The organism is Sorangium sp. So ce1036, from assembly GCF_051369805.1.
Lineage (GTDB): Bacteria > Myxococcota_A > Polyangia > Polyangiales > Polyangiaceae > Sorangium > Sorangium cellulosum_F.
The window spans coordinates 1,300,816-1,324,543 of record NZ_JBBMOX010000001.1 but is presented as its reverse complement, the minus strand read 5'-3'; the positions used below and the strand labels follow the sequence as shown (position 1 = coordinate 1,324,543).

The 23,728-nt window shown below is 72.3% G+C and carries 17 protein-coding genes; 12 read left to right on the top strand and 5 right to left on the bottom strand.

Features of this window, described 5'->3' with window-relative positions; translation table 11 throughout:
• Positions 1-24: 24 nt before the first annotated feature.
• On the bottom strand, positions 25-1,317 hold the full coding sequence (locus tag WMF31_RS04850; protein ID WP_436600807.1) for an NAD(P)/FAD-dependent oxidoreductase: 1,293 nt from the start codon (positions 1,315-1,317) through the stop codon (positions 25-27).
• A gap of 112 nt (positions 1,318-1,429) precedes the next feature.
• On the opposite strand from WMF31_RS04850, the gene WMF31_RS04845 reads away from it, so the two are divergent.
• The 5 genes from WMF31_RS04845 to WMF31_RS04825 all read left to right on the top strand — a co-directional run bounded on the left by WMF31_RS04845 (position 1,430) and on the right by WMF31_RS04825 (position 5,426).
• The gene (locus WMF31_RS04845; protein WP_436600806.1) at positions 1,430-1,741 is read left to right on the top strand and encodes a 2Fe-2S iron-sulfur cluster-binding protein; all 312 of its coding nucleotides are present in this window, start codon (positions 1,430-1,432) and stop codon (positions 1,739-1,741) included.
• Between the two features lie 239 nt (positions 1,742-1,980).
• Positions 1,981-3,645, top strand: coding sequence for an isocitrate lyase/phosphoenolpyruvate mutase family protein (locus WMF31_RS04840; RefSeq protein ID WP_436600805.1), 1,665 nt, complete (start codon positions 1,981-1,983; stop codon positions 3,643-3,645).
• Positions 3,646-3,649: 4 nt separating this feature from the next.
• Positions 3,650-4,162, top strand: coding sequence for a thiamine pyrophosphate-binding protein (locus WMF31_RS04835; protein ID WP_436600804.1), 513 nt, complete (start codon positions 3,650-3,652; stop codon positions 4,160-4,162).
• Positions 4,159-4,722, top strand: coding sequence for a thiamine pyrophosphate-dependent enzyme (locus WMF31_RS04830; protein WP_436600803.1), 564 nt, complete (start codon positions 4,159-4,161; stop codon positions 4,720-4,722). Before WMF31_RS04835 ends, WMF31_RS04830 begins: the two co-directional genes overlap by 4 nt.
• A complete protein-coding gene (locus WMF31_RS04825; protein ID WP_436600802.1) occupies positions 4,719-5,426 on the top strand; it encodes an NTP transferase domain-containing protein in 708 nt (235 codons plus the stop codon). Before WMF31_RS04830 ends, WMF31_RS04825 begins: the two co-directional genes overlap by 4 nt.
• A gap of 337 nt (positions 5,427-5,763) precedes the next feature.
• Here WMF31_RS04825 and WMF31_RS04820 read toward each other — a convergent pair whose 3' ends face one another.
• Entirely contained in the window at positions 5,764-6,618 is an 855-nt protein-coding gene (locus WMF31_RS04820) for a CDP-alcohol phosphatidyltransferase family protein (protein WP_436600801.1), read from the bottom strand.
• Between the two features lie 283 nt (positions 6,619-6,901).
• On the opposite strand from WMF31_RS04820, the gene WMF31_RS04815 reads away from it, so the two are divergent.
• Positions 6,902-7,270 (top strand): PDZ domain-containing protein, encoded by a 369-nt coding sequence (locus tag WMF31_RS04815; protein ID WP_436600800.1) that lies wholly within the window; start codon positions 6,902-6,904, stop codon positions 7,268-7,270.
• An 18-nt stretch (positions 7,271-7,288) separates the two neighbouring features.
• Here WMF31_RS04815 and WMF31_RS04810 read toward each other — a convergent pair whose 3' ends face one another.
• Complete coding sequence (locus tag WMF31_RS04810; protein ID WP_129353245.1) at positions 7,289-7,684, bottom strand: YbjN domain-containing protein; 396 nt, start codon at positions 7,682-7,684, stop codon at positions 7,289-7,291.
• 400 nt (positions 7,685-8,084) lie between these two features.
• Here WMF31_RS04810 and metK point away from each other — a divergent pair, with 400 nt between their 5' ends.
• On the top strand, positions 8,085-9,332 hold the full coding sequence (gene metK, locus WMF31_RS04805) for a methionine adenosyltransferase (RefSeq protein WP_436600799.1): 1,248 nt from the start codon (positions 8,085-8,087) through the stop codon (positions 9,330-9,332).
• Positions 9,333-9,655: 323 nt separating this feature from the next.
• Positions 9,656-10,996: a hypothetical protein gene (locus WMF31_RS04800; RefSeq protein WP_436600798.1), complete on the top strand. Its 1,341-nt coding sequence runs from the start codon at positions 9,656-9,658 to the stop codon at positions 10,994-10,996.
• Between the two features lie 162 nt (positions 10,997-11,158).
• Here the strand turns inward: WMF31_RS04800 and WMF31_RS04795 are convergent, their stop codons facing one another.
• On the bottom strand, positions 11,159-11,794 hold the full coding sequence (locus WMF31_RS04795; RefSeq protein ID WP_436600797.1) for a phenylalanine--tRNA ligase beta subunit-related protein: 636 nt from the start codon (positions 11,792-11,794) through the stop codon (positions 11,159-11,161).
• A 318-nt stretch (positions 11,795-12,112) separates the two neighbouring features.
• On the opposite strand from WMF31_RS04795, the gene WMF31_RS04790 reads away from it, so the two are divergent.
• On the top strand, positions 12,113-14,740 hold the full coding sequence (locus WMF31_RS04790) for an O-antigen ligase family protein (RefSeq protein ID WP_436600796.1): 2,628 nt from the start codon (positions 12,113-12,115) through the stop codon (positions 14,738-14,740).
• Here WMF31_RS04790 and WMF31_RS04785 read toward each other — a convergent pair.
• Positions 14,730-18,209 carry a hypothetical protein gene (locus WMF31_RS04785; protein WP_436600795.1) on the bottom strand — a complete coding sequence of 1,160 codons (3,480 nt, stop codon included), beginning with the start codon at positions 18,207-18,209 and terminating at the stop codon, positions 14,730-14,732. The genes WMF31_RS04790 and WMF31_RS04785 overlap by 11 nt on opposite strands.
• A 259-nt stretch (positions 18,210-18,468) precedes the next feature.
• Here WMF31_RS04785 and WMF31_RS04780 point away from each other — a divergent pair, with 259 nt between their 5' ends.
• From WMF31_RS04780 to WMF31_RS04770, 3 genes are all read left to right on the top strand, one after another.
• Entirely contained in the window at positions 18,469-20,757 is a 2,289-nt protein-coding gene (locus WMF31_RS04780) for a GumC family protein (protein ID WP_436600794.1), read from the top strand.
• 12 nt (positions 20,758-20,769) lie between these two features.
• Positions 20,770-22,335 carry a hypothetical protein gene (locus tag WMF31_RS04775; RefSeq protein ID WP_436600793.1) on the top strand — a complete coding sequence of 522 codons (1,566 nt, stop codon included), beginning with the start codon at positions 20,770-20,772 and terminating at the stop codon, positions 22,333-22,335.
• 129 nt (positions 22,336-22,464) lie between these two features.
• Positions 22,465-23,706 (top strand): glycosyltransferase family 4 protein, encoded by a 1,242-nt coding sequence (locus tag WMF31_RS04770; RefSeq protein WP_436600792.1) that lies wholly within the window; start codon positions 22,465-22,467, stop codon positions 23,704-23,706.
• Positions 23,707-23,728 lie beyond the last annotated feature (22 nt).

The window sequence follows — 23,728 nt, the reverse complement described above, 5'->3', positions numbered from 1 at the left end:
CCCGGGTGGCGGAGCCGGCGCGCCTCACGCGAAGACGGGCAGGTCCGGCGGATAGTGCTGCCGGAGGAACGTCGCCCACTGCGGCCGCCGCTCGGCGTGGAACACGTCGCCCGCGAGCGTGCTGGTGATGAGCTTGCGCATGGTGGGCCGCTGGTTCGGCTCGAACAGCGTCTCCCGGAACTGGCCCCGGTAGAAGCCCTGCACCACCCCGAGGAAGAGGTCGACCGCGTAACGGATCTCCGCCTCGTAGCCCGCGAACGCGGCGCGCGAGGTGTCCCCCGCGTCGAGCGCGCGGTGGATGGCCGTGGCCGCGAGATCGGCGCCCTTGATGGCCAGGTGCGCGCCCGTCGAGAAGAGCGGGTCGAGGAACCCGCCCGCGTCGCCGACGAAGAGCCAGCCGTCGCCCGCGAGCTGATCGATCCGGTACGAGAAGTCGGCGAGCGCGCTCACGGGCCTGACCCGCCGCGCGCTCGCGAGGAAGTCCCGCGCCCAGCCGCTCTCGGCGACGGTGCGATCGAACAGCTCGTCCAGGCCCTCGCCCCTCCGCCGGGTCCGGATCCAGCGCGACGAGACCACCGCGCCGACGCTCGTCAGCTCGCCGCGGAACGGGATGAACCAGAACCAGCCGTGCTCGAAGAGGACCACCTGGATGTTGCCCTGGTCGATCCCTCCCTCGCGGGGGACGCCCTCGTAGTGGGCGAAGAGCGCGGTCTTGTCGAGCTCGGAGAGCTGCGCCTTGCGCCGCATCCTCGACGCGAGCAGCGTATCGCGCCCGGTCGCGTCCACGATCACCGGCGCCCGGAGCTCGACCACGTCGCCCGACGCCGCGCTCGCCGCCGCGACCTGCTCCGGCGCGGCGTCGGGCGCCCCGCGCGCGCGGGGCCGCGCGCGCACCCCGACCGCGCGGGGGCCCTCGAACATCACCTCGACGGCCTCCCACGCCTCGCGCACCTCCGCGCCGAGCGCCGCCGCGTGGCGGAGCAGCAGGTGGTCGAACGCGTCGCGCTGGACCTGGTACGCGAACTCGAACCTCGGCTCGAACGCGTCGGCGAAGCTGTAGGTCCGCGCCCGCCCCGTCGTCGAGCACAGGAAGCGCGCGCCGTATTTCCGGAGGAACCGCGCGTCGAGCGCCTCGTCCAGCCCGAGCCGCTCGAAGACCTCGCGGGAGCGCGGCAGCAGCGACTCGCCGATGTGAAAGCGAGGGAACGTCTCCCGCTCGAGGACGAGGGCGCGGCGGCCGAGCCGGGCCAGCGAGGCGGCGAGCGTCGACCCTCCCGGCCCTCCGCCGAGGATGATTGCGTCCCAGCGATCCGTCATGACCACGTCGTATAGTTCGTGGAGACGGCCGAGAAAATGCGCTCTCCGCGGGCGGGCCCGGGGCCTTCGCGCCCCGCCGCGCACGCCCGCGAAGATGCAGGAGAATGCCGAGATGCCCACCGTCGTGTTCGAGGAAAACGCGCTCGGTCCGACCGTCACCGTCGAGGCCGGGGGCGAGCGGCTCCTCGACGTCTGCGACGACGCGCGCGCCCCGGTCGCGTTCTCGTGCCGCGCGGCGAGCTGCGCCTCCTGCCGCGTCGAGGTCGTCGAGGGAGAGCAGCACCTCGAGCCGCCCCGCTGGGAGGAGCGCGAGCTGCTCGAGCGCCTCGGGGCCCCGCCGCGGCATCGCCTCGCGTGCCAGGCGGTGCTCCGCGCCGGCCCTGGGCTGGTCCGGGTGCGCGGCGTCCTCGATCGCGAGCGGTGACGTCCTCCCCTGCGCCCGGGGTGCCCCGGCATTGGCCGCCGTGGAGAACGGTGTTAAGTCACGGCCCGTTCCGAGGCCCGGCTCGCCCGACGAGAGCGAGGTGCGGCGCCCCGCCGGTGCCGCCCGCGCGCGGTGACGAGGAGGCATCGCTCGCTATCGCTCGCTGACGAGCCCGCGGCGGGCCGCGGCGGCCCGCCGGGCGAGGGGCGAGAGGCCGCGCACAGCAAGTGGAGGGACACGTGACCAAAGCCAGGAAGCTCCGTGAACGGATGGCCCGCCCCGGCCCCATCGTCATCATCGGCGCGCACAACGGGCTCTCCGCGAAGATCGGGGAGGAGGCCGGGTTCGACGGGCTCTGGGCCTCCGGGTTCGAGATCTCCGCGAGCTACGCGGTGCCGGACGCGAACATCCTCACGATGGCGGAGAACCTCCAGGCCGCCAGGATGATGAACAACACCTCGCTCCCCGTCATCGCGGACTGCGATAACGGCTACGGCAACGCCGTCAACGTCGTCCGCTGCGTCGAGGAGTACGAGGCCGCCGGCATCGCCGGCATCTGCATGGAAGACAACATCTTCCCGAAGCGCTGCAGCTTCTACGCGGGCGTGAAGCGCGAGCTCGCGGACGTCGAGGAGCACGCCCTCAAGGTCCGCGCGGCGAAGGCGACGCAGCGGGACCGCGACTTCGTGGTCATCGCGCGGACCGAGGCGCTCATCGCCGGCTGGGGGATGGAGGAGGCGCTGCGCCGCGGGCGCGCCTACGCGGACGCGGGCGCCGACATGGTGCTCATCCACTCGAAGAGCAAGGACCCGGACGAGGTGCTCTCCTTCGCCCGCGCGTGGGATCGCCCGGGCACGCCGCTCGTCTGCGTGCCGACGATCTACCGCACGACCACCGTCGACACCCTGCACGGGGCCGGCTTCAAGCTGATCATCTTCGCCAACCACGCGATCCGCTCCTCCATCAAGGCGATGACGGAGACGCTGACGACGCTCCGGCGCGAGATGTACACCGGCAGCGTCGACGACAAGGTCGTGCCGCTCGATCGCGTCTACCAGCTCGTGGGCGTCGACAAGATGAAGCGGGAGGAGTCGCGCTTCTTGCCGTCCGGCAGCCCTGGGGTCACCGCGGTCATCCTCGCCGCGGGCCAGAGCCAGGGGCTCCTGCCGCTCACCGAGGAGCTGCCGAAGCCGATGCTCGACCTCAAGGGCAAGAGCATCCTGGAGCGGCAGATCGACGTGCTCAACGCGTGCGGCGTGAAGGACGTCGCCGTCGTGCGCGGGTACAAGAAGGAGGCGATCAAGCTCCCGAACGCCCGCTATTACGACAACGACGAGTTCGCGACCACGAACGAGGTCTTCTCGCTCTTCCGCGCCGCCAAGGAGCTCGGCGGGCCGTTCGTCGCCCTCTACGGCGACATCGTGTTCGAGCGCGGCCACCTCGAGAAGCTGCTCAAGAGCCCGGCCGACATCTCGGTCGTCGTCGACCGCGCGTACGCCGAGGGCCAGCGACCCAGGGACGCCCGCGGCGTGCCCGACCTCGTGGTCCTCAAGGACGCGCAGGAGGCCGGCTACCGCTTCGTGGGCGCCGAGGCGCCGCACCGGGTGGCCCGCATCGGCCGCTCCATCCCGGCGGCCGAGTCGCACGGCGAGTTCGTCGGCATGGCCATGTTCACCGCGAAGGGCGCGCGCCTGCTCACCGACTGCTATCACCAGCTCAGGGAGACGCGCGACAGGGGCGGCTTCCACGAGGCCGAGTCGCTCCGCAGCGCCTCCCTCACCGACCTGCTCCAGGAGCTCATCGATCGCGGCGCGGACGTGCAGGCGATCGACGTCTACAAGGGGTGGCTCGAGATCGACACCTTCGAGGACTACCGCCGCGCCTGGGCGCTCATCAAGGAGTGAGCCGATGTCTCACGGTTCAGGAAGATCGTACGCGCCGGAGTTCGTCGCCGCGCTCAAGGAGGCGGGGTTCGACTTCTTCGCCGGCGTGCCCTGCTCGCTCTTGAAGGGCCTGGTCTCGCTGCTCGACGAGGACCGGAGCGCCCACTACATCTCGGCGACGCGCGAGGACAGCGCGATCGGGATGGCGGTCGGCGCCTTCCTCGGCGGCAAATTGCCGATGGTGCTGATGCAGAACTCCGGGCTCGGCGTCTCGGTCAACGCGCTGGCGTCGCTGAGCACGATGTACGAGGTCCCCACGCTGCTCGTCATCTCCTGGCGCGGCGAGGGGGGCAACGACGCGCCGGAGCACCTCATGATGGGGGAGATCATGATCCCCATCCTCGATCTCATGAAGATCCCGCACCGCGTCCTCACCACGAGCGAGCCGATGGGGCCGCAGGTGCGGTGGGCCAGGGACGCCATGCTCTCGACCAGCAGGCCGGCGGCGCTGATCGTCCCGGCGGGGGTGCTCGAATGAACAAGCTCGAGGCGCTCAAGGTGTTCACGACGGCGGTCGGCGAGGACGACCTCGTGGTCTGCTGCAACGGCATGATCGGCCGCGAGCTCTACACGACGCGGGACCGGCCCTCGAACTTCTACATGATCGGCTCGATGGGGCTCGGCCTGTCGATCGGCCTCGGCCTGGCGCTCGCGCGGCCGCGCAAGCGGGTCTTCGTGCTCGACGGCGACGGCAACGTCCTCATGGGCATGAACGCGCTCGCCAGCGTCGGGAGCGAGCGGCCGGCGAACCTCGTGCACGTGGTGCTCGACAACCGCTCGCACGCCTCGACGGGCGGGCAGCGGACGATCTCGGGCGACGTGAAGCTCGAGTCGGTGGCCAGCGCGGTCGGCTACCGCGCGACGCACCGCGCCGACTCGGCGGAGTCGTTCGAGGCGTCGCTGCGCGCCGCGCTGGTGCAGCCGGGCCCGGTGATGGTCCTCGCGGTCGTCGAGGGCGGCACGGTGAAGGGCATCGGCCGTGTCGCCCCCACGCCGCGGGAGCTCGCCGCCCGCTTCGCGGCCGAGGCGCGCCGATGAGGGCGATCCTGCTCGCCGCGGGCCGCGGCCGGCGCATCGGCCGGGACGTGCCCAAGTGCCTCATCTCGATCGAGGGCAAGACGCTGCTCGAGCGTCACCTCGTGAACCTCACCGAGAGCGGCGTCACCGACCTGACGATCGTCGTCGGCTTCCAGCACGAGATGATCGAGGAGGCCGTCGCGTCGCTCCGCCCTCCGCTGAACGTCGAGCTCCTCAGGAACCCGCGGTTCGTTCACGGCAGCATCGTCTCGCTGCATGTCGCGGCGGATCGGCTGTCGGACGGGGGCCTGTGGATGGACGCCGACGTGCTCTACCCCGCCGCGCTGCTGCGGCGCCTCGTGACCTCACCCCACGAGAACTGCCTGCTCGTCGACGCGAGCTCGGAGGAGACCGGCGAGGAGATGATGGTCGGCGTCCGCGCCGGCCGGGTCATGAAGATCGCGCGGCGGGTCGGCAAGGACTGGGATCTCGCCGGCGAGACCGTGGGCTTCGCCAAGGTCGGCCCGCGCGGGGGCCGCGTGATGCAGCGCCTCCTCGAGGAGGAGGTCTCGGCCGGCCGCCTCGATCAGGAGTACGAGGCCGCCATGGACCGCGCCTTCCAGGAGGTGCCGTTCGGCGTCGAGCGTGTCGACGACCTCCCCTGGACCGAGATCGACTTCGAGGAAGACGTGGAGAAGGCCCGCCGCCTGGCGAGCGCTCTCTGACCGCTGGCCCCCTCGCTCCGCGCGCGGGGGGAGGGGCACCTGGGGGGCTCGCCTCCGGGGCTTGCGTTCCGGCGAGCCCCTGTCGTGGCTCGCCTCCACTCCAGCCCCTCCGGTGAGCCCCCCAGGTGCCCCTCCCCCCGCGCTAGCCACCCACCCCGCCCCCCGCCCCCCGTCGCCCACGCCTCTCGCCCCCTTCTCGTCCCCGCTTCGCAGAGCGGCGGTCACCCGCACAGGAGACGGGCCCAGATCGGGCGTTTTCGGCGCGGAAGCGCACTCCTGTGCGCTGAGCACCGAAAACGTCGAGGTGGGCCCGTCTCCGAAGCGGGTGACCGCCGCTCTAGCGTCGCGACGCGGCCCTGACGAACCAGCCGTTCAGGAAGACGACCGCCAGGATCCAGACGAGGCCGACGGTCGCGAAGAAGACCTGACCGAGCCAGAGCTGGTTCACGAGGAGCGTCAGCACCACCATCGACAGGAACGCATCCCCGTTCGATACCGCCCAGAGCACGCCGAGGAGACGGGCCAGCGGCGACGCCTCCTCCCGGATCAGCTGCTTTACCTGCTCCGCGCTGGTGGAAGACCGGCTCCGCGCCGGGTCGAACCACGCGCGCTCGAACCATAGATGCCCCATCCGCCCGATGAACACGTCGAAATGGGCGAAGAACGAGGACGACGGGCCAAGCGCCTGCACCTTGCTGCGGAGCGATTCCACCGTCTCGTCCCGGCCCCGCTCGAAGACCGAGCAGTACTTGAGCTTGTAATAATCCGCAGCGAACGAGCGCAGCGCCGCTTGGAGCAGCGCGAGCAGCAGGATCCCGTTCGTGGACACGTAGGCGCTCCACGGGCCTGCCGGCGGCGGGTGAAGGTGAAAGTGCCGGAAAATCCCGGCATAGAGAAAGGCGACTCCCAGCCAGTCCGCCACGGCGTCGACGGCGTGCCCGGCCGGGCTCACCAGGTTCTTCGCCCGCGCCAGCGCCCCGTCCACGCAGTCCAGGATGGAGCGGATCTCGAACGCGAGCGCGCCGGCGACGAGGGCTCGCGGCTCATCGAACGTCACCAGGTACCCGGCGAGCGCCGCAAAGAGCGGCTGCACCAGCGTCACCTGGTTCGGGGTGACCGGCGTCCGCATCAACGCGCGCACGATCCAGCGCGCGACCGGGTACCGGTAGTAGCGATTGAACGGGTCCTCCATGCGCATCTTCCAGCCGCCGGGCACACCGCCGGACTGAGCGGCGGATGACGGGCTCTCGGCGGGAGCGCACGGCGCTGACATGGATGACTCCGGCCCGGAATCTAGAGCAGCTCCCCGCCGAGACCAACCGGATTGTGGGCGGCGATGGTGGTCACGTTTGGGGTGCTCACCTCCGGGGCTTGCGTTCCGGAGCGCCCCTTTTGTGGCCCGCCTGCGCTCCAGCCCCTCCGGTGAGCACCCCAAACGTGACCACCATCGCCGCGGATGCGCGTAGGGTGTGGCCGTGGCAAGCAGATCCTGGAGCGCAGCGCTCCTGCTCATGGCCGCCGGCTGCAGCCCGAGCGTGGGGTCCATCGGGGCCGTCCTGGCGAGAGACAACGCGTCGCAGGCGCTCTACGTGCGCGACGCGCCGCGGGGCCTGGCCGCCGAGCGGTCCGGGCTGATCCCCGGCGACGAGATCGTGATGATCGACGGCGTCCATGTCCGGGATCTCCCGTCCGCCCAGGTGCGCGATCGACTGCGCGGGGCGGTCGGGAGCGCCGTCGAGCTCACCGTCGTCCGCGGCGGCCAGGTGCGACGCGTCCGGGTCGTGCGGGGCGAGCTCCAGGCGCACGAGGAGATCAAGCCCGGAGAGGAGCAGATCCCGCCCTGAGGGGGCGGGCGGCGCGCATCACGGCGCGGCGAGCTGCTGCAGCTCGGCATAATGCTTGTTCGCATAGAACGAGAGGACGTCGACGGCGTCGCGCACCTCGCTCGGATCGAGATCCTGAAGGCGGTACTCGACACTCAGGATCACATCGCCCTCCTCGTCGGCCGACAGCCTGGCCATGTTGATCTCGCGGTTCAGCTGGAGGAGGCGCCGCACGACCACGTCGCCCTCCTCCGGATCCAGCGGGAGCCGCACGAACGGGATCACCGCGAAGAGGACGAAGGGGGGCGAGATCCGCACGAACAGAGGAAAGACCCGCTCGGCCCCCTGGAAGTCGCTGCGCATCGTGTCGTCGGACACGACCTCCACGGCCCAGCCCTCGCGCTCGAGGCAGGCCTTGATCTCGTCGAACCTCATGGCGCGGCATCATAGCCGCTCACGGCGCGATCCCGGGAGTGCGCCGGACCGGGGCGCCGGGGCGCCGCGCCCCTCCGGTCTCGAGGGCACGCGCCCCTCCGGTCTCGAGGGCGCGCGCCCCGCCGCGGAACAGCTCCCTCGCCCGGGAAGGCGCCTCGGCGCGGTCCGCGCGCGGCGCGCGAGGCTTCGAGGCACGACGGCCGCGGCGAGCGCGCGGCGCCGGGGGCGACGGAACGCGCGGCCCCTCGACGCGGGCGGGGGGCAGGCCGCCGCTGGCCGGCGTGGTCGACCGGCCCCGCCCGGCGCCTTTTGTCCGGGGTAGGCCGTGGCTCGCGTTGACGGTGCCGCGCGCTCGAACTATTCGTAGGGGTCGTTTTTGCGTCCGCCGAAGGAGCGATTCATGCGCCGTTACCAGTTCACTTCCGAGTCCGTCACCGAAGGACACCCCGACAAGGTTTGCGACCAGATCTCCGACGCTATCCTCGATGGAATCCTCGAGAAGGATCCGACGGCGCGGGTCGCCTGCGAGACGATGGTGAAGACCGGCATGGCCGTCGTCGCCGGCGAGATCACGACGTCGGCGTGGGTCGACATGCCGGTCGTGGTCCGCAACACGATCAAAGAGATCGGATACACCGACGCCGCGATGGGCTTCGACTACGAGACATGCGCGGTGCTCACGGCGATCGAGAAGCAGTCGCCCGATATCTCCCGCGGCGTGACCGAGGGCGAGGGCCTCTTCAAGGAGCAGGGCGCGGGCGATCAGGGGCTCATGTTCGGCTTCGCGACCGACGAGACGCCCGACCTGATGCCCGCCCCGATCAACTATGCCCACCGCCTCGCGCGCAAGCTCGCCGATCTCCGCAAATCCAAGAAGCTTGATTGGCTGCGCCCCGACGGCAAGACCCAGGTCACGATCGAGTACGAGGAGTACACGCCCGTCCGCGTCAGCGCGGTCGTCCTGTCGACGCAGCACGGCCCCGAGGTCAAGCACAAGACGATCGTCGATGCCGTGCGGAGCATGATCATCGAGAAGGTCATCCCCGCCAAGCTCATGGATCGGAGCACGAAGATCTACGTGAACCCCACCGGCCGCTTCGTGGTCGGCGGCCCCTACGGCGACGCCGGCCTCACCGGCCGCAAGATCATCGTCGACACCTACGGCGGCATGGGCCGGCACGGCGGCGGCGCCTTCAGCGGCAAGGACCCGACCAAGGTCGACCGCTCCGCCTGCTACTACGCGCGCTACGTCGCGAAGAACGTCGTCGCGGCCAAGCTCGCCTCGCGCTGCGAGGTGCAGATCGCGTACGCCATCGGCGTCGCGCAGCCGGTCGGCGTCCACGTCAGCACCTTCGGCACCGGCCGCGTGGACGAGGACGTGCTCGAGAAGTACATCATGCAGAACTTCGACATGCGGCCGAAGGCGATCATCGAGCAGCTCGACCTGCTCAAGCCCATCTACCGCAAGACGGCCGCGTACGGCCACTTCGGGCGCGACGAGTTCGCCTGGGAGAAGACGAACCGCGCGGCCAAGATGGCCGAGGATCTGCTGCGCCCGACGCAGGTCGCGGTGCCCGCCAAGGCGAACGGCTCCCTCAAGAAGGAGCCGAAGCGCAAGGGCAAGAAAGAAGTGAGCGCCGAGGCCTGATCGTTCGGAACACCCGCCGAGCGGACCGGCGCGGGCGGCGCTCGGCCGTCCGTCCCGCGGGAGGGGGCGAGAGCGCCGGCGCATCCACCGCGCCGGCGCTCCGCGCTTTGTCGCCGCGGGCAGCGCGTCTCGCACGTCCTCCGCGCGGGGGCTTCGGACCGGGGGCCTGTGCACGATGTGGGCACCCGACTCACAAAAAAGCACCGCCTCATGCCGGGATCGGCTGACTGTAGGCGTCACTTCTGCTGATAAAATTGTCGACGACTCCCGTATCGCCGGATCGACCTGAACCTCCGCGGTTCTTGCGACCTCGAGGAGCGCCGATGAGGGCCTGGCTGAAATTCTTGAGCTTCATGACGGTCACGGGGTGTCTGGGCATCTCCTGCACCGGGAGGATCGGGCCTGCAGGCGGGCTCCTCTCCGGCGGGGGCGGCGGCGCGGACAGCACCGGGGTTGGCGGCGCCACCGGCACGACGGCCGATACGACCATCACCACGTCCGGGTCAGGGGGCGGATCCACGTCCGGACCCGCGACCACGGCCGGCGGCGGGTCCGCGGGCGGCGGCGGCGCGGACTGCGGCGGCTCGCCCGACGACGACGCGGACGGCGACGGCTTCTCGGAGGACGAAGGCGACTGCGACGACTGCAATCCACGGGTCAACCCGAGGGCGCTCGAGCTCCCGACCGTCGGCGGTGAGGGCGGCGACGCGCCGGAGCCCGTCGACGACGACTGCGACGGTATCCCCGACAACGTGCCCGAGCCGTGCGACGGCGATCTCGCGATCGACGACCCGGATCCGCTCAACGCCGCGAGGGCGATCGAGCTGTGCACGATGTCGTCCGATCCCACACGCTGGGGCGTGGTCTCCGCGACCTGGATGAAGGTCGACGGCTCGGCGCCCCCGGAAGCAGCGGACAAGCTCGCCAGCTTCCACCTCGGGCACGGGATCCTCGACGGGTTCGGGCCCAACGTCGCGCCGAGAGGCGGGGTGCGGCTGCTCGCCCTCTCGAGCGGCGCGGCGCGGCAGGACACCGATCCGGACTTCCAGAGCCCCTCGGGGTTTGACAAGGGCTATTCAGGCGATCTTCCGCGCGGCTTCCCCCGGGCGCCTCGCGGCTGTGTCGACTTCCTGCCGGGGAGGCCGGAAGACCCGATCGCCGTCGAGATCACCATCCGTGTTCCATCGAACGTCCACGGCTTCTCGTTCAACACCAAATACAACACGTTCGACTGGCCGGATGTCGTCTGCAGCAGCTTCAACGACTTCTTCCTCGCGCTCCTCTCGCCGGCGCCGCCCGATCGCATCGACGGGCACCTCCTGTTCGACCACGAGGAGAACGCGATGAGCCTCAACAACGCCTTCATCGATGTCTGCAAGTGCCAGGGCGACTCGCCCTGCGAGCTCGGGGGCAGGACCTTCGCGTGCTCGCTCGGGCTGCGGGAGCTGCTCGGGACGGGGTTCGAGAACCGCGCCGGGACAGGCTGGCTCGTCACCACGGCGCCCGTGGAGCCGGGTCAGGAGATCAAGATCCGGTGGGGCGTGTACGACGCCGGCGACGGCACCCTCGATTCGACCGGCCTCATCGACAACTGGCAGTGGATCGTCGAGCCCGGCGTGCCCGTGAAGACGATGGTCGCCCCGCCCCCGGCCGCGGAGGAGTAGGCGCGGCATCCCGCGTCGCGATCGCGCCGCACGCGCCTGCGGGCGGTGGGGCGCTCCGGGGCTCACCTCCGGGGCTTGCGTTCCGGCGAGCCCCATTTCTGGCTCGCCTGCACTTCAGCCCCTCCGGTGAGCCCCCGGAGCGCCCCATCGCCCGCAGATGCCTCAGGCGGCCACGGGCGCGTCCGACGTCGCCGCGCCGACGCCGGCGAGCAGCTCCCTGTACCATGCGGCCGCCTCCGCGGCGCGGCCCGGCAGCGCGCGGCTGCTCCAGAGGACCGAGAGCGTGCGCGTCGTCCCGGCGTGCGTCTTCGTCCGCTGCGCATCCTTCACCGGGTTCGCGCACGGGCCCTCCGCGTCGAAGACGCAGAGCAGCCCCGCGAGATCGATCTCCTGCCCTGAAGCGTTGAACACGTAGCGGGCGCCGGCGGGCGCGACGTCGATGCGGAGCGGCGGCGCCGCGCGGTCGAGGTCGATGACGCTGATGGGCAGCCCGGTGTGCAACGACACGGCGTTGCACGCATCGACGGCCGCGTTGATGGACGCGAGCGAGCCGCCCTCCGCGGCGCGGAGGAGGTACTCGGAGGCCGGCTTGCCCCGGCCCGTCGGCTTGTAGCCGCCGTGCCGGAGGAGGTCGCGGACGGCCGCGCGCACGGCGTCGTCCGAGCGGAACGGGGCCGAGGCCTCGCCGGACAGGAGGCCGCGGAGCGCCTCGCTCACCGGCAGCTCGCCGAGCGGCGCGGGGAAGGTCGTGACAAAGGCGGCGGCGTCGAGCAGCGGATGAGGCGCGATCGTGAGCACGCGGCGCACTCTACATCACCGGGGCCGCCGCGCGAGCATCGTCCTCGGCCGCCCTGCGCAGGCGCGGCGTGGGAGCCCGTCCTCGCCCATCACGATGGCCCCGTCCGGGGCGCGCAGGAACACGCGATTTCCAGCGTCGATGAGGAGGAGAGGACGACTGTCCTCCGATACTCGCTCTGTCCACACAGCGCGCGATTGAGACCTCTCCTGTCGTGAGCGATCTCGCCCCGCAGCGACCCAGATCGACTACCCTGGCGGGCCGTGGAGCCGGACTACACACGCCTTACGCCGAGGTCGCCGGGCGCGCGCCGGCGCTCGATGAGCGCCGCGTCGTGGAGCCGTCCAGGAGGGGCCGCGCCGCTCGCCGAGCGCGTGATCCCATGGCTGCTCGCGGCCACGATCGCCGGGTCCGTGCTCGCCATCGGCGCCGTGCATACGCCCACGCTGGCGCTGGTGTCTTCGGTCACCGCGGTCGCAGCGGCGCTCTCTCTGCGTGCCAGCGCGCTCACGGGCGGGCGCTCCCCGGGGAGGTCGCTGCCAGCGATCACGCTGCTCGGCTTGACGGCATATACGCTGCTGCAGGCGGCGCCGCTGCCGCTCGCCTGGCTCGCGCGCCTCTCGCCGGCGAGCGCCGATGTCTGGTCGCGCGCCCTCTTGCCGCTCGGGGAGGCGGCGCCGGCGGTCGCCAGCCTCTCGCTCGACCCCGGGGCCACGCTGGTGGAGGCCGCGAAATGGCTCACGTATGCCGGCGTCTTCATCACGGCCGCCTTCGTCGGGGCGAGGCGCGGCGCGCGGCTCGTGATCGCCATCGTCTTCAGCAGCGCGTTCCTCGCCGCGCTCACCACGATCGCCCACGGGCTCCTCGGCGCGACGAAGGTCTTCGGCCTCTATCAGCCGCGCTTCTCGGTCGCGGCGTGGCACGTCGGGCCGCTGCTCAACCCGAACAACCTCGCCGGGTACCTGAACCTCGGGATCCTCTCGGGCGTCGGCTTGCTGCTCACGAGCAGGCCGATCCTCCCTGTCTGGGCCACCGGGGTCGGGCTCACCACGATCGTGGGGGTCGGCATCATTGCGTCGTCCCGCGGAGGGCTGCTCGTGCTGCCGCTCGGCCTCGCCCTCTTCGCGCTGTACTCGTGGCGACGGCGCGGCAGGCGTCGCCTGGGCGGGCGCGAGAGGCGCCGGGCGGCCTGGCTCCTCGGCGTGGCCATCGGCGGCGGCGCGCTGCTCGCCGCGCTCGCCGCCACGAACCACACGCTCACGGAGATCGCGGACGACAACCTCGACAAGCTGTCGCTGTTCCACTCGACGCTCCCGCTGCTCGCGGACCACTGGCTCCTCGGCATCGGGCGCGGCGCGTTCGAGACGGTGTTCCCCGCGTACCGCAGGGCGCCGGGGAACATCGTGTTCACCCACGCGGAGAACTTCGTGATCCAGTGGGCGGCGGAGTGGGGCATCCCGGCGGCGGCGCTCGCGCTCGGCGCGCTCGGCGTCGCGTTTCGCCCGGGCAAGATCGCCCTCAGGGGGAGCACGGCGGCGGTGGGCGCCTGGGTCGGCTGCGTGGTGCTCCTCGCCCAGAACCTGTTCGATCTCGGGCTCGAGGTGCCCGGCGTGACCATCGCGCTCACGGCGACGCTCGGCTCGCTCTGGGGCGAGGCCCACCCCGAGCGGCGGCGGCGCGAGGCCCCGGCGGAGGAGCCCGGCGCGGCGCGGTGGCGCGCGCTCGGGCTCCCCGCGTGCGCCGCGGCCTCCGGGCTCGCGCTCGTCGCCCTGATGGTGCGCTTCGGCGCCCGCGACGTCGACCATGACCGCCGGGCGCTGCGCGCGCTGAGCGACGCGGACGCGGCCAGCGGCGCCGGCTGGGGAGCCTTCCGCGGCGAGCTCCGCGCGGCGATGCTCCGCCACCCGGCGGAGCCCTACTTCCCGCTGCTCGGCGCGGTCGTGGCCATGAAGGGCCGGAGCGAGAGCCCGATCCCCTGGCTCCAGCGCACGCTCGAGCGCTCGCGCCGCCACGGCCGCGCCCACCTCCTGCTCGCGGAGGTGCTCGCGTCGCGCGGCGCCACGGAGCAGGCGCTCCTGAGCCTCCGGCTCGCGGTGGAGGACGACCCCCGCGTGACCAGCGCGGCCGCGCGCCTCGCCCTGCAGTGGGCCCGGCGCTGGGAAGAGCTCGTGCGGGCCGTGCCGGAGGGCGAGGCCGGGGCCGAGATGCTCGAGCGGATGGCCATCGCCTGGGAGCGCCAGGGCGACCAGGGGCTGCGCCTCCGGTGCGCCGAGGAGGCGATCGCGCGCGCCCCGGACCGCATCGGCGCCCGCTGGGCGGCCGGCGACACGCTGCTCGCCATGCTGGACGACCCGGGCTCCCCCCGCTGCGGCGGCGCGGAGGGCGCCGCGGCGCGGCGCGCCGCCTGCGAGGAGCAGATCGAGGCGCACGCCGCGGCGATCCAGGGCCGCAAGGAGAGCTCGTTCTTCGCGGTCCAGCTGCGGGCGCGGCGCCTCCTGCTGCGCAAGGAGAGCGCCGAGGCGGAGCGGCTGCTCGCGGGCAGCTGCGAGCGGCTGGACAACCGGCCCGGCTGCCTTCGCCTGCGGGTCACGGCGGCGGCGCAGATGCCCTCGCCCGAGCGGCTCCTCCCCGCGATCCGCGATCTCCTGTCCGCGTCGTGCAGCTCGCCCTCGGCGTGCGCGGCGGCGTCCACCTGGGTCGGGGACCTGCTCGCCGCGCGGAAGGACTACTCGTCGGCCGTGACCCACTTCGCGCGGGCGGCGCAGGACGAGCCGACGGAGGAGCGGCTGCTCAAGCTGGCGAGCGCCGCGAGCGAGGCGGGCGCCCACGTCGAGGCGGCGAACGCGCTGGAGCGTGTGCTGCACCGGCGCGGCGGCGACGACCCCGAGCTGCGCCGGCGCATCCTCGACGAGAAGGCCAAGGCGCTGTCGCCCGCGCTCACCCCGTAGGCCGCAGGCGGCCTGCGCGCGCCCCGGGCCGGCGCGCCGCGCCGCGCCCGGCCCCGCGGCGCGCCGGCCGCCCGGGCGAGGCGTGGGCCCTGGCCAGGGCGAGGAGCGCGACGGCGAGGCTGCCAAGGCCGGCCGCCCACGAGGCCCCGAGCCGCCCCGGCGCCTCGGAGCACGCGCAGCCACGGCCGTACAGGAGCGTGTCGTCGGGCACGGGCGCGGCGGCGGCCTCGCCCCCCGTGCCCCCGCCGCCGGCGCCGGCCGCGCCGCCCGCGCCCTCGCCGCCGGCGCCCCCCGCGGAGGCGTCGCCGCCCGTGCCCCCCGCGCCGCCGCTCCCTTCGCCCTGCGGCATGCGCACGAGCACGCCGTCCGATCCGCGATCCGGCGAGAGCCCCGCGGCCGAGACCGCGCGCACGCCCACGTAGTACTTCGCCCCGTCGAGGAGCGGCAGCCCGCGGATCGAGGCCTCGGAGACGTCGCCGACGTCCTGCCACGCCGGCGAGCTCACGTACTCCCCTCGACCGCCGACGACCGCCACCTGGTAGGACGAGGCCGAAGCGACCCGCGACCACCTCACGTGGAGCGTGTCCGTGGTCTCGATCTCGTCGACGTCCTCGTCGGCGTCAGGCGAGCGCGGGTCGACGTCCCACACGAGCTCGGGCGCCGGCAGGGTTTCGTGCCGCAGGTTGTAGAGGTAGCCGTCGGCGACGCTCACGACGATGTCGTCGTGGCCGTCGCCGTCCGTGTCCGCGAGGATCGGGGAGCCGACCGGATCGCCGAAGGCGTAGGACCACACGAGGCGCGCCGAGCACACATCGATCGCGTAAAGGAAGCCGTTCGTGGAGCCGACCACGGCCGTGGAGCCGTCGGAGACGCGCCCCGTGAGGTTCCGCGAGATCGCCACGTCGCCGAGCTGGCCCAGGGCGGCGCCCGAGCGCGCCGCGGCCTGCTCGTCGGCGAAGGCGGCGTCGCCGGCGAGCACGAGGGCGCGCGAGGCGCCGGCCGTGGGGCCCGAGAGCTCGGTGATCGTGAGGCGCGACGGCCGCATGAACGAGCCCTCGACCAGGAGCGACCTGCGCCCGCACCGGGCGATGGCGCCGTGGGGGTACGGGCGGTCGTCGTCCGCGCTCCGCCAGAGCGCGACGCCGAGGTCGTGCGGCAGCGTCCGGGCAGGGTAGCGCCCTCCCTGGAGCGTCATCTCGAGCTGCGGCCCCCCGGACACGTCGGCGAGGATCGGCATGAAGTAGGTGAGCTGCTCGGGGCTCTGGCCGAGGGGGCTCCCGTCCCGGCCCGAGAGCACCCGGGCGGCGTCGATCGCCACGGCGACGTCGTCCGCGCCGTCCCCGTCCCAGTCGGCGATGGCGGCCGCCTGGGTCCCGGCCGAGGCGCGGATGCCGTGCCTCCAGCGGACGCCGCCGCCCGGATCGAGCGCGAGGACCTCGGTGCTCAGGGTCGGATCGGCCGTGATCGCCACGAGCTCGAGCGCGCCGTCCCCGTCGACGTCGCCGTGCAGCACGTCCCACGCCGGCGGCTTCTCCAGGGCGATCTCGCTCGTCTGCCGGCCGTTCGCGTCGAGCGTCGCGACGGAGTACCTCGCCGGATCGGTGAGCGGGCGTCGCCGCCGGAAGCACGCGAGGGTCGCCGGCGAGCCGCCCTCGGCGGGGACGATGGACGCGCCGAAGGCGTCCATCGCGCGCCAGGCGACCTTGGCCGGGGCGACGTTGCTCGCGCCCCTGGCGTCGAGCCGCACGAGGTCTCCCCGGCTGTCGACGACGACGACGCTGTCCGCCGTGTCGCCCGGGAACAGCCGCGCCGCGAGCGGGGCGCGGCCGAATTCGATGAAGGCGCCCGGCCCCGTGCTGTAACCGCCGGCGCGCAGCCCCGGCAGGATCTCGCGCCCCTCCTGCACGAGGTTCGTGGGCGCGAGCGAGGCGTCGAGCAGCGAGACGAACCCGTCGTCGCGGGAGACGACGAGCCGCGGCGAGGCCGGCGACGTCGCCGGGGGCACGTCGAGCGCGGCGAGGCCGACGCCGGGCTCGACGGGATAGACCGCGGCCATCGACGCCTGGCCCCCGAGCACCTCGTAGGCGGTGAGCGCCACGGGCTCCGAGGTGGCCTCGAGCACGAGCTCGCCGAGCCCGTCGCCCGTGAGATCCGGCGTGACGAGCGCGGCGCCGAGGCTCGTCTCTCGCGCCCTCGACCAGTCGATCCGTGTCCGCACCCGCTCTCCGTGGAGCGAGAAGAGCCGCTCGACCGGCGGGCTCGCCCCGCGCCTGAAGCGGAATGCGGACACCCGCTCTTCGCGCGAGGAGAGGATCCATCGCTCGGCGCCGGCGTCGCCCGCGATCGCGCCCTGCGCGATCTCGTCGGGGATGACGGCGAGCTCGGCGCCGGAGGCCGCGTCGAGCACGTACGTCGCCCAGGCATCCCCGGACTTGCCGCTCGCCAGCACCTCGAGCGCGCCGTCGCCGTCGAGATCCCAGGAGAGGCGCGTCGGGGCGCGGGCGTCACCGCCCTCGTTCGGGCTGAGCGTCCTGCGCCACACGAGCACCAGCGAGGGGCTCTCGCCCGGCCTGTACGCGAGCAGGCTGACCGCGCGCGCCCCCTGCACGCCGTAGACGCGATTCTGGAAGCAGAGCGCGCGCTGGCCGGGGCTCGACCCGTCGCGCAGGGACACGGCCTCGCACACCGCGCCGCCGAGGTGAGCGCCGATGCTGGCCGACTCCGCGAACACCTGCCCTGTCCCCGACACGAAGAACATCCGGTCATGGGAGGAGAGCAGGAGATCGGCTATCCCGTCGCCGTTCCAGTCACCCACGGTGTCGACCCCGGCGCTGCAGTGATCGCGGCGCGGGAGGGAGGGCAGCCTCTCGACGGCGCCGAACCCCCGCGCGAAGCTGTAGATCACGCCCGGGCTGTCGGTCCGCACCGAGCAGCAGCCGCACTCGTCGAGGAAGAGGTCGGGGCGGCCATCGCCGTCGAAGTCGGCGAGGCGCGCGGCGCCGAGCGACCCGAGCTCCGAGGCGTTCTCGCGCCACAGGACGGCCCCGCTCGCGCCGTCGATGACCGCCGCCCCCGCGCCGCTCAGCGCCACCGCCTCGAGCCGCCCGTCGCCGTCGAGATCCTCGACGGCGTGCAGCATCTGGAGGTCCATCGACGGGGTGCTCCAGCGGGTGGTCCCGCGCGGGTCGGAGCGCACCACGCGGCCGCCGGACACGAAGAGCAGGTCGATCTCGCCGTCCTGGTCCACGTCGCCGGCGAGCACCCTCGACGACGCGAGCACGCCGCCGAGGTACGCCCGCCAGTAGGGCGCCGGCTTCAGGATATTGCTCGTCGACTCCGTGGCGCCCGTGCGCTGCGGGTCGTGGCGCGCAGCGCGCCAGTCGGCGGAGGCGACGGCGCCGTCGAGCAGGAGCGAGGAGCCCACCGAGATCGCCGCCGCGACGCGTGTTACGATGGCCGATCGTTCCATTCTGGTCGTCCGGGCGCGCATTCTGCTCTGGCCCGCGCGGCGCGCGGCGAGAGTGTACTCCATCGCCGTGGAGGTACCACCGCACACGGAGTGCGACGGCTCTCCGCTCCACGGACGAGGCCGCATTCAGCGCGAAGCGTACCTTGCCCCACATACGCCCCGGATTCGGATCGCCAGCTTGAATTTTTGGGGCCCGGGAAGCACCCTAGCCCCCCGCGCGGACCTCTACCTCGATGAAAGCGCCGCGAGCGCACGACTTATGGCCGACGAAACCAGAGCTTCCTCCCCGAATGCCCACCGCAATGACGCCCCTGGCGAGCGCGTTTTCGATCTCGTCGCGGCCTTGCGCGCGGTCGGCAAGCACTGGGCCATCGCGCTGACGACCCTGGTCTTCGTCGCCCTCAGCGTCACCTTTTACACGCTCGGACAGAAGAAGATCTACCAGTCGTCGGCGACGGTGCAGTTCGACCCGAACCCCCCTCGGCCGCTCGGCCGCGATGTCGACACCGTGGTCGACATGGGCGCTGGCTCGTACTGGAACAACCGCGAGTACTACGAGACTCAATACAAGATCATCCGCTCGATGCGGGTGGCGCTGGCGGTCGTCGCGCAGCTCAACCTCCACAACGATGTGTATTTCCTCGACGATCTCCCGCGGGATGCGGCGCCCCCCGCGCCGAGGACCGTCAGCCCGGAGGAGGCCGCCGACCTCCTGCGCGAGCGGCTCACGGTCGAGCCGGTGAAGGACAGCCGCCTGGCGGTCCTCCGCTACAACGACGCGGATCGCGAGCGGGCCCAGCGCATCCTCGCCACCTTGCTCGACATCTACATCGAGCAGAACCTGGACGACGCGCTCGCCTCGACGAACTCCGCGCTCGAGTGGCTGAGGACGCAGCTCGACAAGCTGAAGGGCGATCTCGAGGCGAGCGAGACGTCGCTCCACGAGTACAAGCTCAACAACAACATCCTCGACGTCGATTTCGAGGATCAGACGAACCTGCTTCGCGAGGAGATGAAGCAGCTCAACGACGCGCTCACGGCCGTGCGCACGAAGCGCGAGGAGTACGCCGCGCGCAACCACGAGCTGTCGAAGCTCGACCCGAACGACCCGCTCACCGTCCCCGCCTCCGAGCTCATCCAGAGCCCGGTCCTCCAGATGCTGCGCGCGCGCCACGAGGAGGCCGTCCGCGAGCGCGACGCCCTCCTCGGCGCCGGAAAGGGGGAGAACCACCCGGACGTCCGCGCCGCGACCGAGCGGCTGGCCGCGACCCGGAACGCGCTGATCGCCGAGATCAAGAACGTCCAGGGGGCCGTGAGCCGCGATCTCGCCATCGTGAAGCGCCAGGAGGCGGGGCTCGCGGCGCTGATCGAGGACGCGAGGAGGCAGGCGTTCGAGCTGAACTCCCTCAAGATCGAGTACGACCGGCTGCGCCGGACGAAGGACAACACCGAGAAGCTCTATCAGCTCGTCCTCGAGCGCACGAAGGAGAGCGATCTGCAGCGGATGTTGCGGGTGAACAACATCCGCGTCCTCGACAGGCCCAATGTCCCGCTCACCGCGCTCCGGCCCCGCGTGGCGGTCAACATCATGGTGGGCGTCCTGGCCGGGCTGCTCCTCGGGATCGGCGCGGCCCTGGGGCGGGCGATGCTCGATCGGACGCTGAAGACGCCGGATGAGGTCGAGCGGGAGCTCGGGCTGCCGTTCCTGGGCCTCCTGCCGGAGTTCGACAGGCAGGACAGGAAGGAGGCCAGTCCGCGCAGGGGGCGCCGCCGCGGCAAGCTCGCGGCCGAGCCGGGCCGCCGCGAGCTCATCGTGCACGATCAGCCGACGAGCGGCATCGCCGAGGCTGCGCGCGCGATCCGGACCAACCTGCTCTTCATGTCGCCTGATCGGCCGTACAAGACGCTGCTCATCGCGAGCGCCGGCCCGAGCGAGGGCAAGACGACGGTGTGCTGCTGCATCGCCGTCGCGATGGCGCAGGCCGGGCAGCGGGTCGTCCTCATCGACTGCGATCTCCGCCGGCCGCGCCTCCACAGGATCTTCGGCAAGGGGCCGGAGGTCGGCGTCACCAGCGCGCTGCTCGACGACTCCGTGGTCGACGACGAGGCCGCGCTCAGGACCGAGGTGGAGAACCTCTACGTCATCCCCGCGGGCCCCATCCCGCCGAACCCGGCCGAGCTCCTGCACAGCGATCGCTTCAAGGCGCTGCTCCGCAAGCTCCAGGAGCGCTTCGACCGGGTGATCATCGACAGCCCTCCGATCGTCGCGGTCACCGACGGCGCCGTGCTGTCGACGCAGGTCGACGGCGCCGTGCTCGTCGTGCGCGCCGCCGCCACGACGCACGACTTCGCGCGCCACGGCACGCGGTCGTTGCAGGACGTCGGCGGCAAGGTCATCGGGGCCGTGCTGAACGCCGTCGACCTGAACCGGCAGGAATACGGCTTCTACCATTATTACGGCTACAAGAAGGACGGCTATTACCAGGCGACCCCCGAGCCGGCGGCCGCCGAGGGGGGCGACGCCCCCCCGCCTCCCCTGCCGAACTGAGGAGCACCGCCGTTGCTCTCGCCGTCGTTCTTCTCTTCACGGCTCCCGCGCGCGCGCGGCGCGGGGCGCGCCGCCGGGGCGGCCGGCGCGAGCCCGAAGGCCCGCTCGCGGCTCGTGGTGACGCTCGTCGTCGCCGCGCTGGCGACGACCGGCCCTGTCCTCGAGAGCGCGCTCGGCGAGGGGCGCGGCTGGACGCTCGGCTTCCTGCTCCTCTTGATCGCCCCGTCGCTCGCCCGCGCCGGCGGCCCGCGCTTCCACCCGCTGGATCCGGAGACCTACGTCCCGGCGAGCTACTTCCTCAGCGTCGGCTATGCGCCCGTCCTGGGGCTCGTGATGTCCTCGAGCTTCACGCTGTCGAGCCGCGACACGGCGGCGATGCAGATCGCCTACGCCGGCGCGGCCGCGTGCGCGCTCGTGTGCACCGCGATGAGCCGCGTCCCGGAGCCCCCCAACACGGCGCTCCTGGTCCCGTCGGACAGGCCGAGGGCGATGCTCGACCAGGACTGGGGGGCGATCGCCGTGGGCGTGGTCGGGCTCGGGCTCGTGGCGGCCTTGCTCGCCTCGATCGGCGTCGGGCGGGTCTTCTCGATCGGCTACAGCGACATGCACCTCGCCGAGGACGGCAAAGGGATGCTGGGCGCGGGCTGGTACCTGGTCCGGATCGCGATCGTCTACTGCTTTCTCCGGCTCGCCTCGCTCCGCAAGGCCGGTCTGCCCGCCCCGCGGGTGCTGATCGTCGCGGGGGCGTGCTTGCTCGTGAGCATCCTCTTCAACACCGTGATCGGGCGGCGGGGTCCCCTCGTCTGGACGGCCCTGTCGATCGGGCTCGCCCTGCACGCTTACGGCATCCAGATCCGGCGCCTGTGGCTGGCCCTCGGGATGGTGTGCGCCCTCTTTTACGGCATCGCCATCCAGGGCGCCCGGGCCCAGCAAGGCGAAGGGTTCGAGGCGCAGATCTCCTCGGCGATGGCGCACCTCGAGCAGACCGAGAACGTGCTGGATATCGGGGAATTCCGGCGGATCTACGAGAACCTGGTCGTCGTGGCGAACGAGAAGCCTTCCCTGGTCCACTACCCCGGAGAGAGCTGGGTCAACGGGTTTCTCATCCTGGTGCCCAAGCCGATCTGGCCCGATCGGCCGCTCGGCCTGGGGCAACGCTACGTCATGTGGATAGCGCCCGATTTCGCGCGTCACGGGGGCGGCTTCGCGATGAGCGCCACCGCGGAGGGGTACCTGAACTTCGGCTATCTCGGCACGTTCATCGAGGTCGCGGTGTTCAGCGCGCTCTTCTTCTTTCATCCGCTCAACGTGGCGGCCGCGCGCGACGCGACGATGATCATCCGCGCCACGGCCGCCTGCCTCGCCTCGTTCGCGTACAACCAGTTTCGAGGTGAGCTCACGTCGCTGCTCAAGATCACCGTCTCGCTGGGGATCGCGCTGATCGCCGCGCTCGTGCTCGCCTCGCTGTCGAGGCACCTCCGCCGTGGGCTCGCGTCCCTCGCCTCGGTGCGACGGGGGGGCGCCGGGGGGAGCCTGCGCGATCCGCGCCCCGGCCGGCGGTCGGCGCCGGGCGGATAGACGCCGCGTCGATCTGGTATGGTCGCGCCGCGGAGCCGACCGCCGGCGCGATCGAGCGCCTCCTCGTGAGGAGACCTCCTCCACCAGGCGGGCTCCGCCGGACGGTCTGACCGAATCGCCACGCGACCCATGCGCATTCTTTACGTCTCGCCCTACTTCCCTCCCGAGCCGGGGGCCCCCGCTGCCCGCGTCTCGGAGCTCGCCCGAGCCTGGCGACGTGACGGGCACGAGGTCACGGTCCTCACGGGCATGCCCAACCACCCGACCGGGGTGATCCCGCCCGAGTACCGCGGCCGTCTCCGCGTCGAGGAGGACTTCCACGGCGTCCGTGTCCTCCGCACCTGGATCTATGCCGCCGCCAACCGGGGCAAGGTGCGCCGCTCGCTCGCGTACGGCTCCTTCGCCCTGTCCGCGCTCACGCTCGCGCAGCTCGACCTGCCCGGCGCCGACGTGCTCATCGCGACGAGCCCGCAGTTCCTGTCGGCCGTGGCCGGCTACGGCCTCGCCGCGCTCCGCCGGACGCCGTTCGTGTTCGAGGTGCGCGATCTCTGGCCCGAGTCGATCGTGGCCGTGGGCGCCCTGCCGGAGGGCCACGCGGTCGTGCGGGGGCTCACGCTCGTCGAGGAGCACCTCTACCGGGCGGCGGACGAGATCGTCGTCGTCACCCGGCGCTTCCGCGAGCGGCTGATCGAGCGGGGCGTGCCCGCGGACAAGATCGAGATCATCCGCAACGGCGTGGACCTCGGCCGCTTCACGCCCGCCCCGCGCGACACGCCCCTGCGCGCGAGGCTCGGCTTCGGCGATCGCGTCGTCGTCGCCTACGTGGGCACGCACGGGATGGCGCACGGCCTCTCCGCCGTGCTCGACGTGGCGAACGGGCTCCGCGCGCGCGACGATCTCCGCTTCCTGTTCGTCGGCGAAGGGGCGGAGCGCGCGAGCCTCGAGGCGCGCGCCCGGGAGCTCGGGCTCTCCAACGTGACGTTCCTCGGCGCGCTCCCGCGCGACGCGATCCCGGAGGTCTACGCCACGGCCGACATCTGCCTGGTCCCGCTGCGGCGAGCGGAGCTCTTCCAGACGGTCATCCCTTCCAAGATATTCGAGATCCTCGCCATGGGACGGCCCATCGTGATCTCCGTGGACGGCGAGGCGCGGGCCATCGTCGAGGAGGCGCGGGCCGGCGTCTTCGCGCCGCCGGAGGACGTGCCGGCCATGACGCAAGCCATCGTCGACCTCGCCGCCGATCCCGCGCGGCGGGGGCGCATGGGCGAGGCCGGGCGGGACCACGTCATTCGCTCGTTCGATCGCGACACGCTCGCGCGCGAATACGCAGCGCTCCTGGAGCAGGTCGCGCGGAGGGGCAGCCGGCGCTGATCCCGTGTCGCCCGGGCTCGTC

What these genes read in the sequence shown, in the direction of transcription:
- WMF31_RS04850 (WP_436600807.1), bottom strand. Translation starts at nt 1,317, where the DNA reads ATGACGGATCGCTGGGACGCAATCATCCTCGGCGGAGGGCCGGGAGGG.
- WMF31_RS04845 (WP_436600806.1), top strand. Translation starts at nt 1,430, where the DNA reads ATGCCCACCGTCGTGTTCGAGGAAAACGCGCTCGGTCCGACCGTCACC.
- WMF31_RS04835 (WP_436600804.1), top strand. Translation starts at nt 3,650, where the DNA reads ATGTCTCACGGTTCAGGAAGATCGTACGCGCCGGAGTTCGTCGCCGCG.
- WMF31_RS04830 (WP_436600803.1), top strand. Translation starts at nt 4,159, where the DNA reads ATGAACAAGCTCGAGGCGCTCAAGGTGTTCACGACGGCGGTCGGCGAG.
- WMF31_RS04825 (WP_436600802.1), top strand. Translation starts at nt 4,719, where the DNA reads ATGAGGGCGATCCTGCTCGCCGCGGGCCGCGGCCGGCGCATCGGCCGG.
- WMF31_RS04820 (WP_436600801.1), bottom strand. Translation starts at nt 6,618, where the DNA reads ATGGAGGACCCGTTCAATCGCTACTACCGGTACCCGGTCGCGCGCTGG.
- WMF31_RS04810 (WP_129353245.1), bottom strand. Translation starts at nt 7,684, where the DNA reads ATGAGGTTCGACGAGATCAAGGCCTGCCTCGAGCGCGAGGGCTGGGCC.
- metK (WP_436600799.1), top strand. Translation starts at nt 8,085, where the DNA reads ATGCGCCGTTACCAGTTCACTTCCGAGTCCGTCACCGAAGGACACCCC.
- WMF31_RS04800 (WP_436600798.1), top strand. Translation starts at nt 9,656, where the DNA reads ATGAGGGCCTGGCTGAAATTCTTGAGCTTCATGACGGTCACGGGGTGT.
- WMF31_RS04790 (WP_436600796.1), top strand. Translation starts at nt 12,113, where the DNA reads ATGAGCGCCGCGTCGTGGAGCCGTCCAGGAGGGGCCGCGCCGCTCGCC.
- WMF31_RS04785 (WP_436600795.1), bottom strand. Translation starts at nt 18,209, where the DNA reads ATGGAACGATCGGCCATCGTAACACGCGTCGCGGCGGCGATCTCGGTG.
- WMF31_RS04780 (WP_436600794.1), top strand. Translation starts at nt 18,469, where the DNA reads ATGGCCGACGAAACCAGAGCTTCCTCCCCGAATGCCCACCGCAATGAC.
- WMF31_RS04770 (WP_436600792.1), top strand. Translation starts at nt 22,465, where the DNA reads ATGCGCATTCTTTACGTCTCGCCCTACTTCCCTCCCGAGCCGGGGGCC.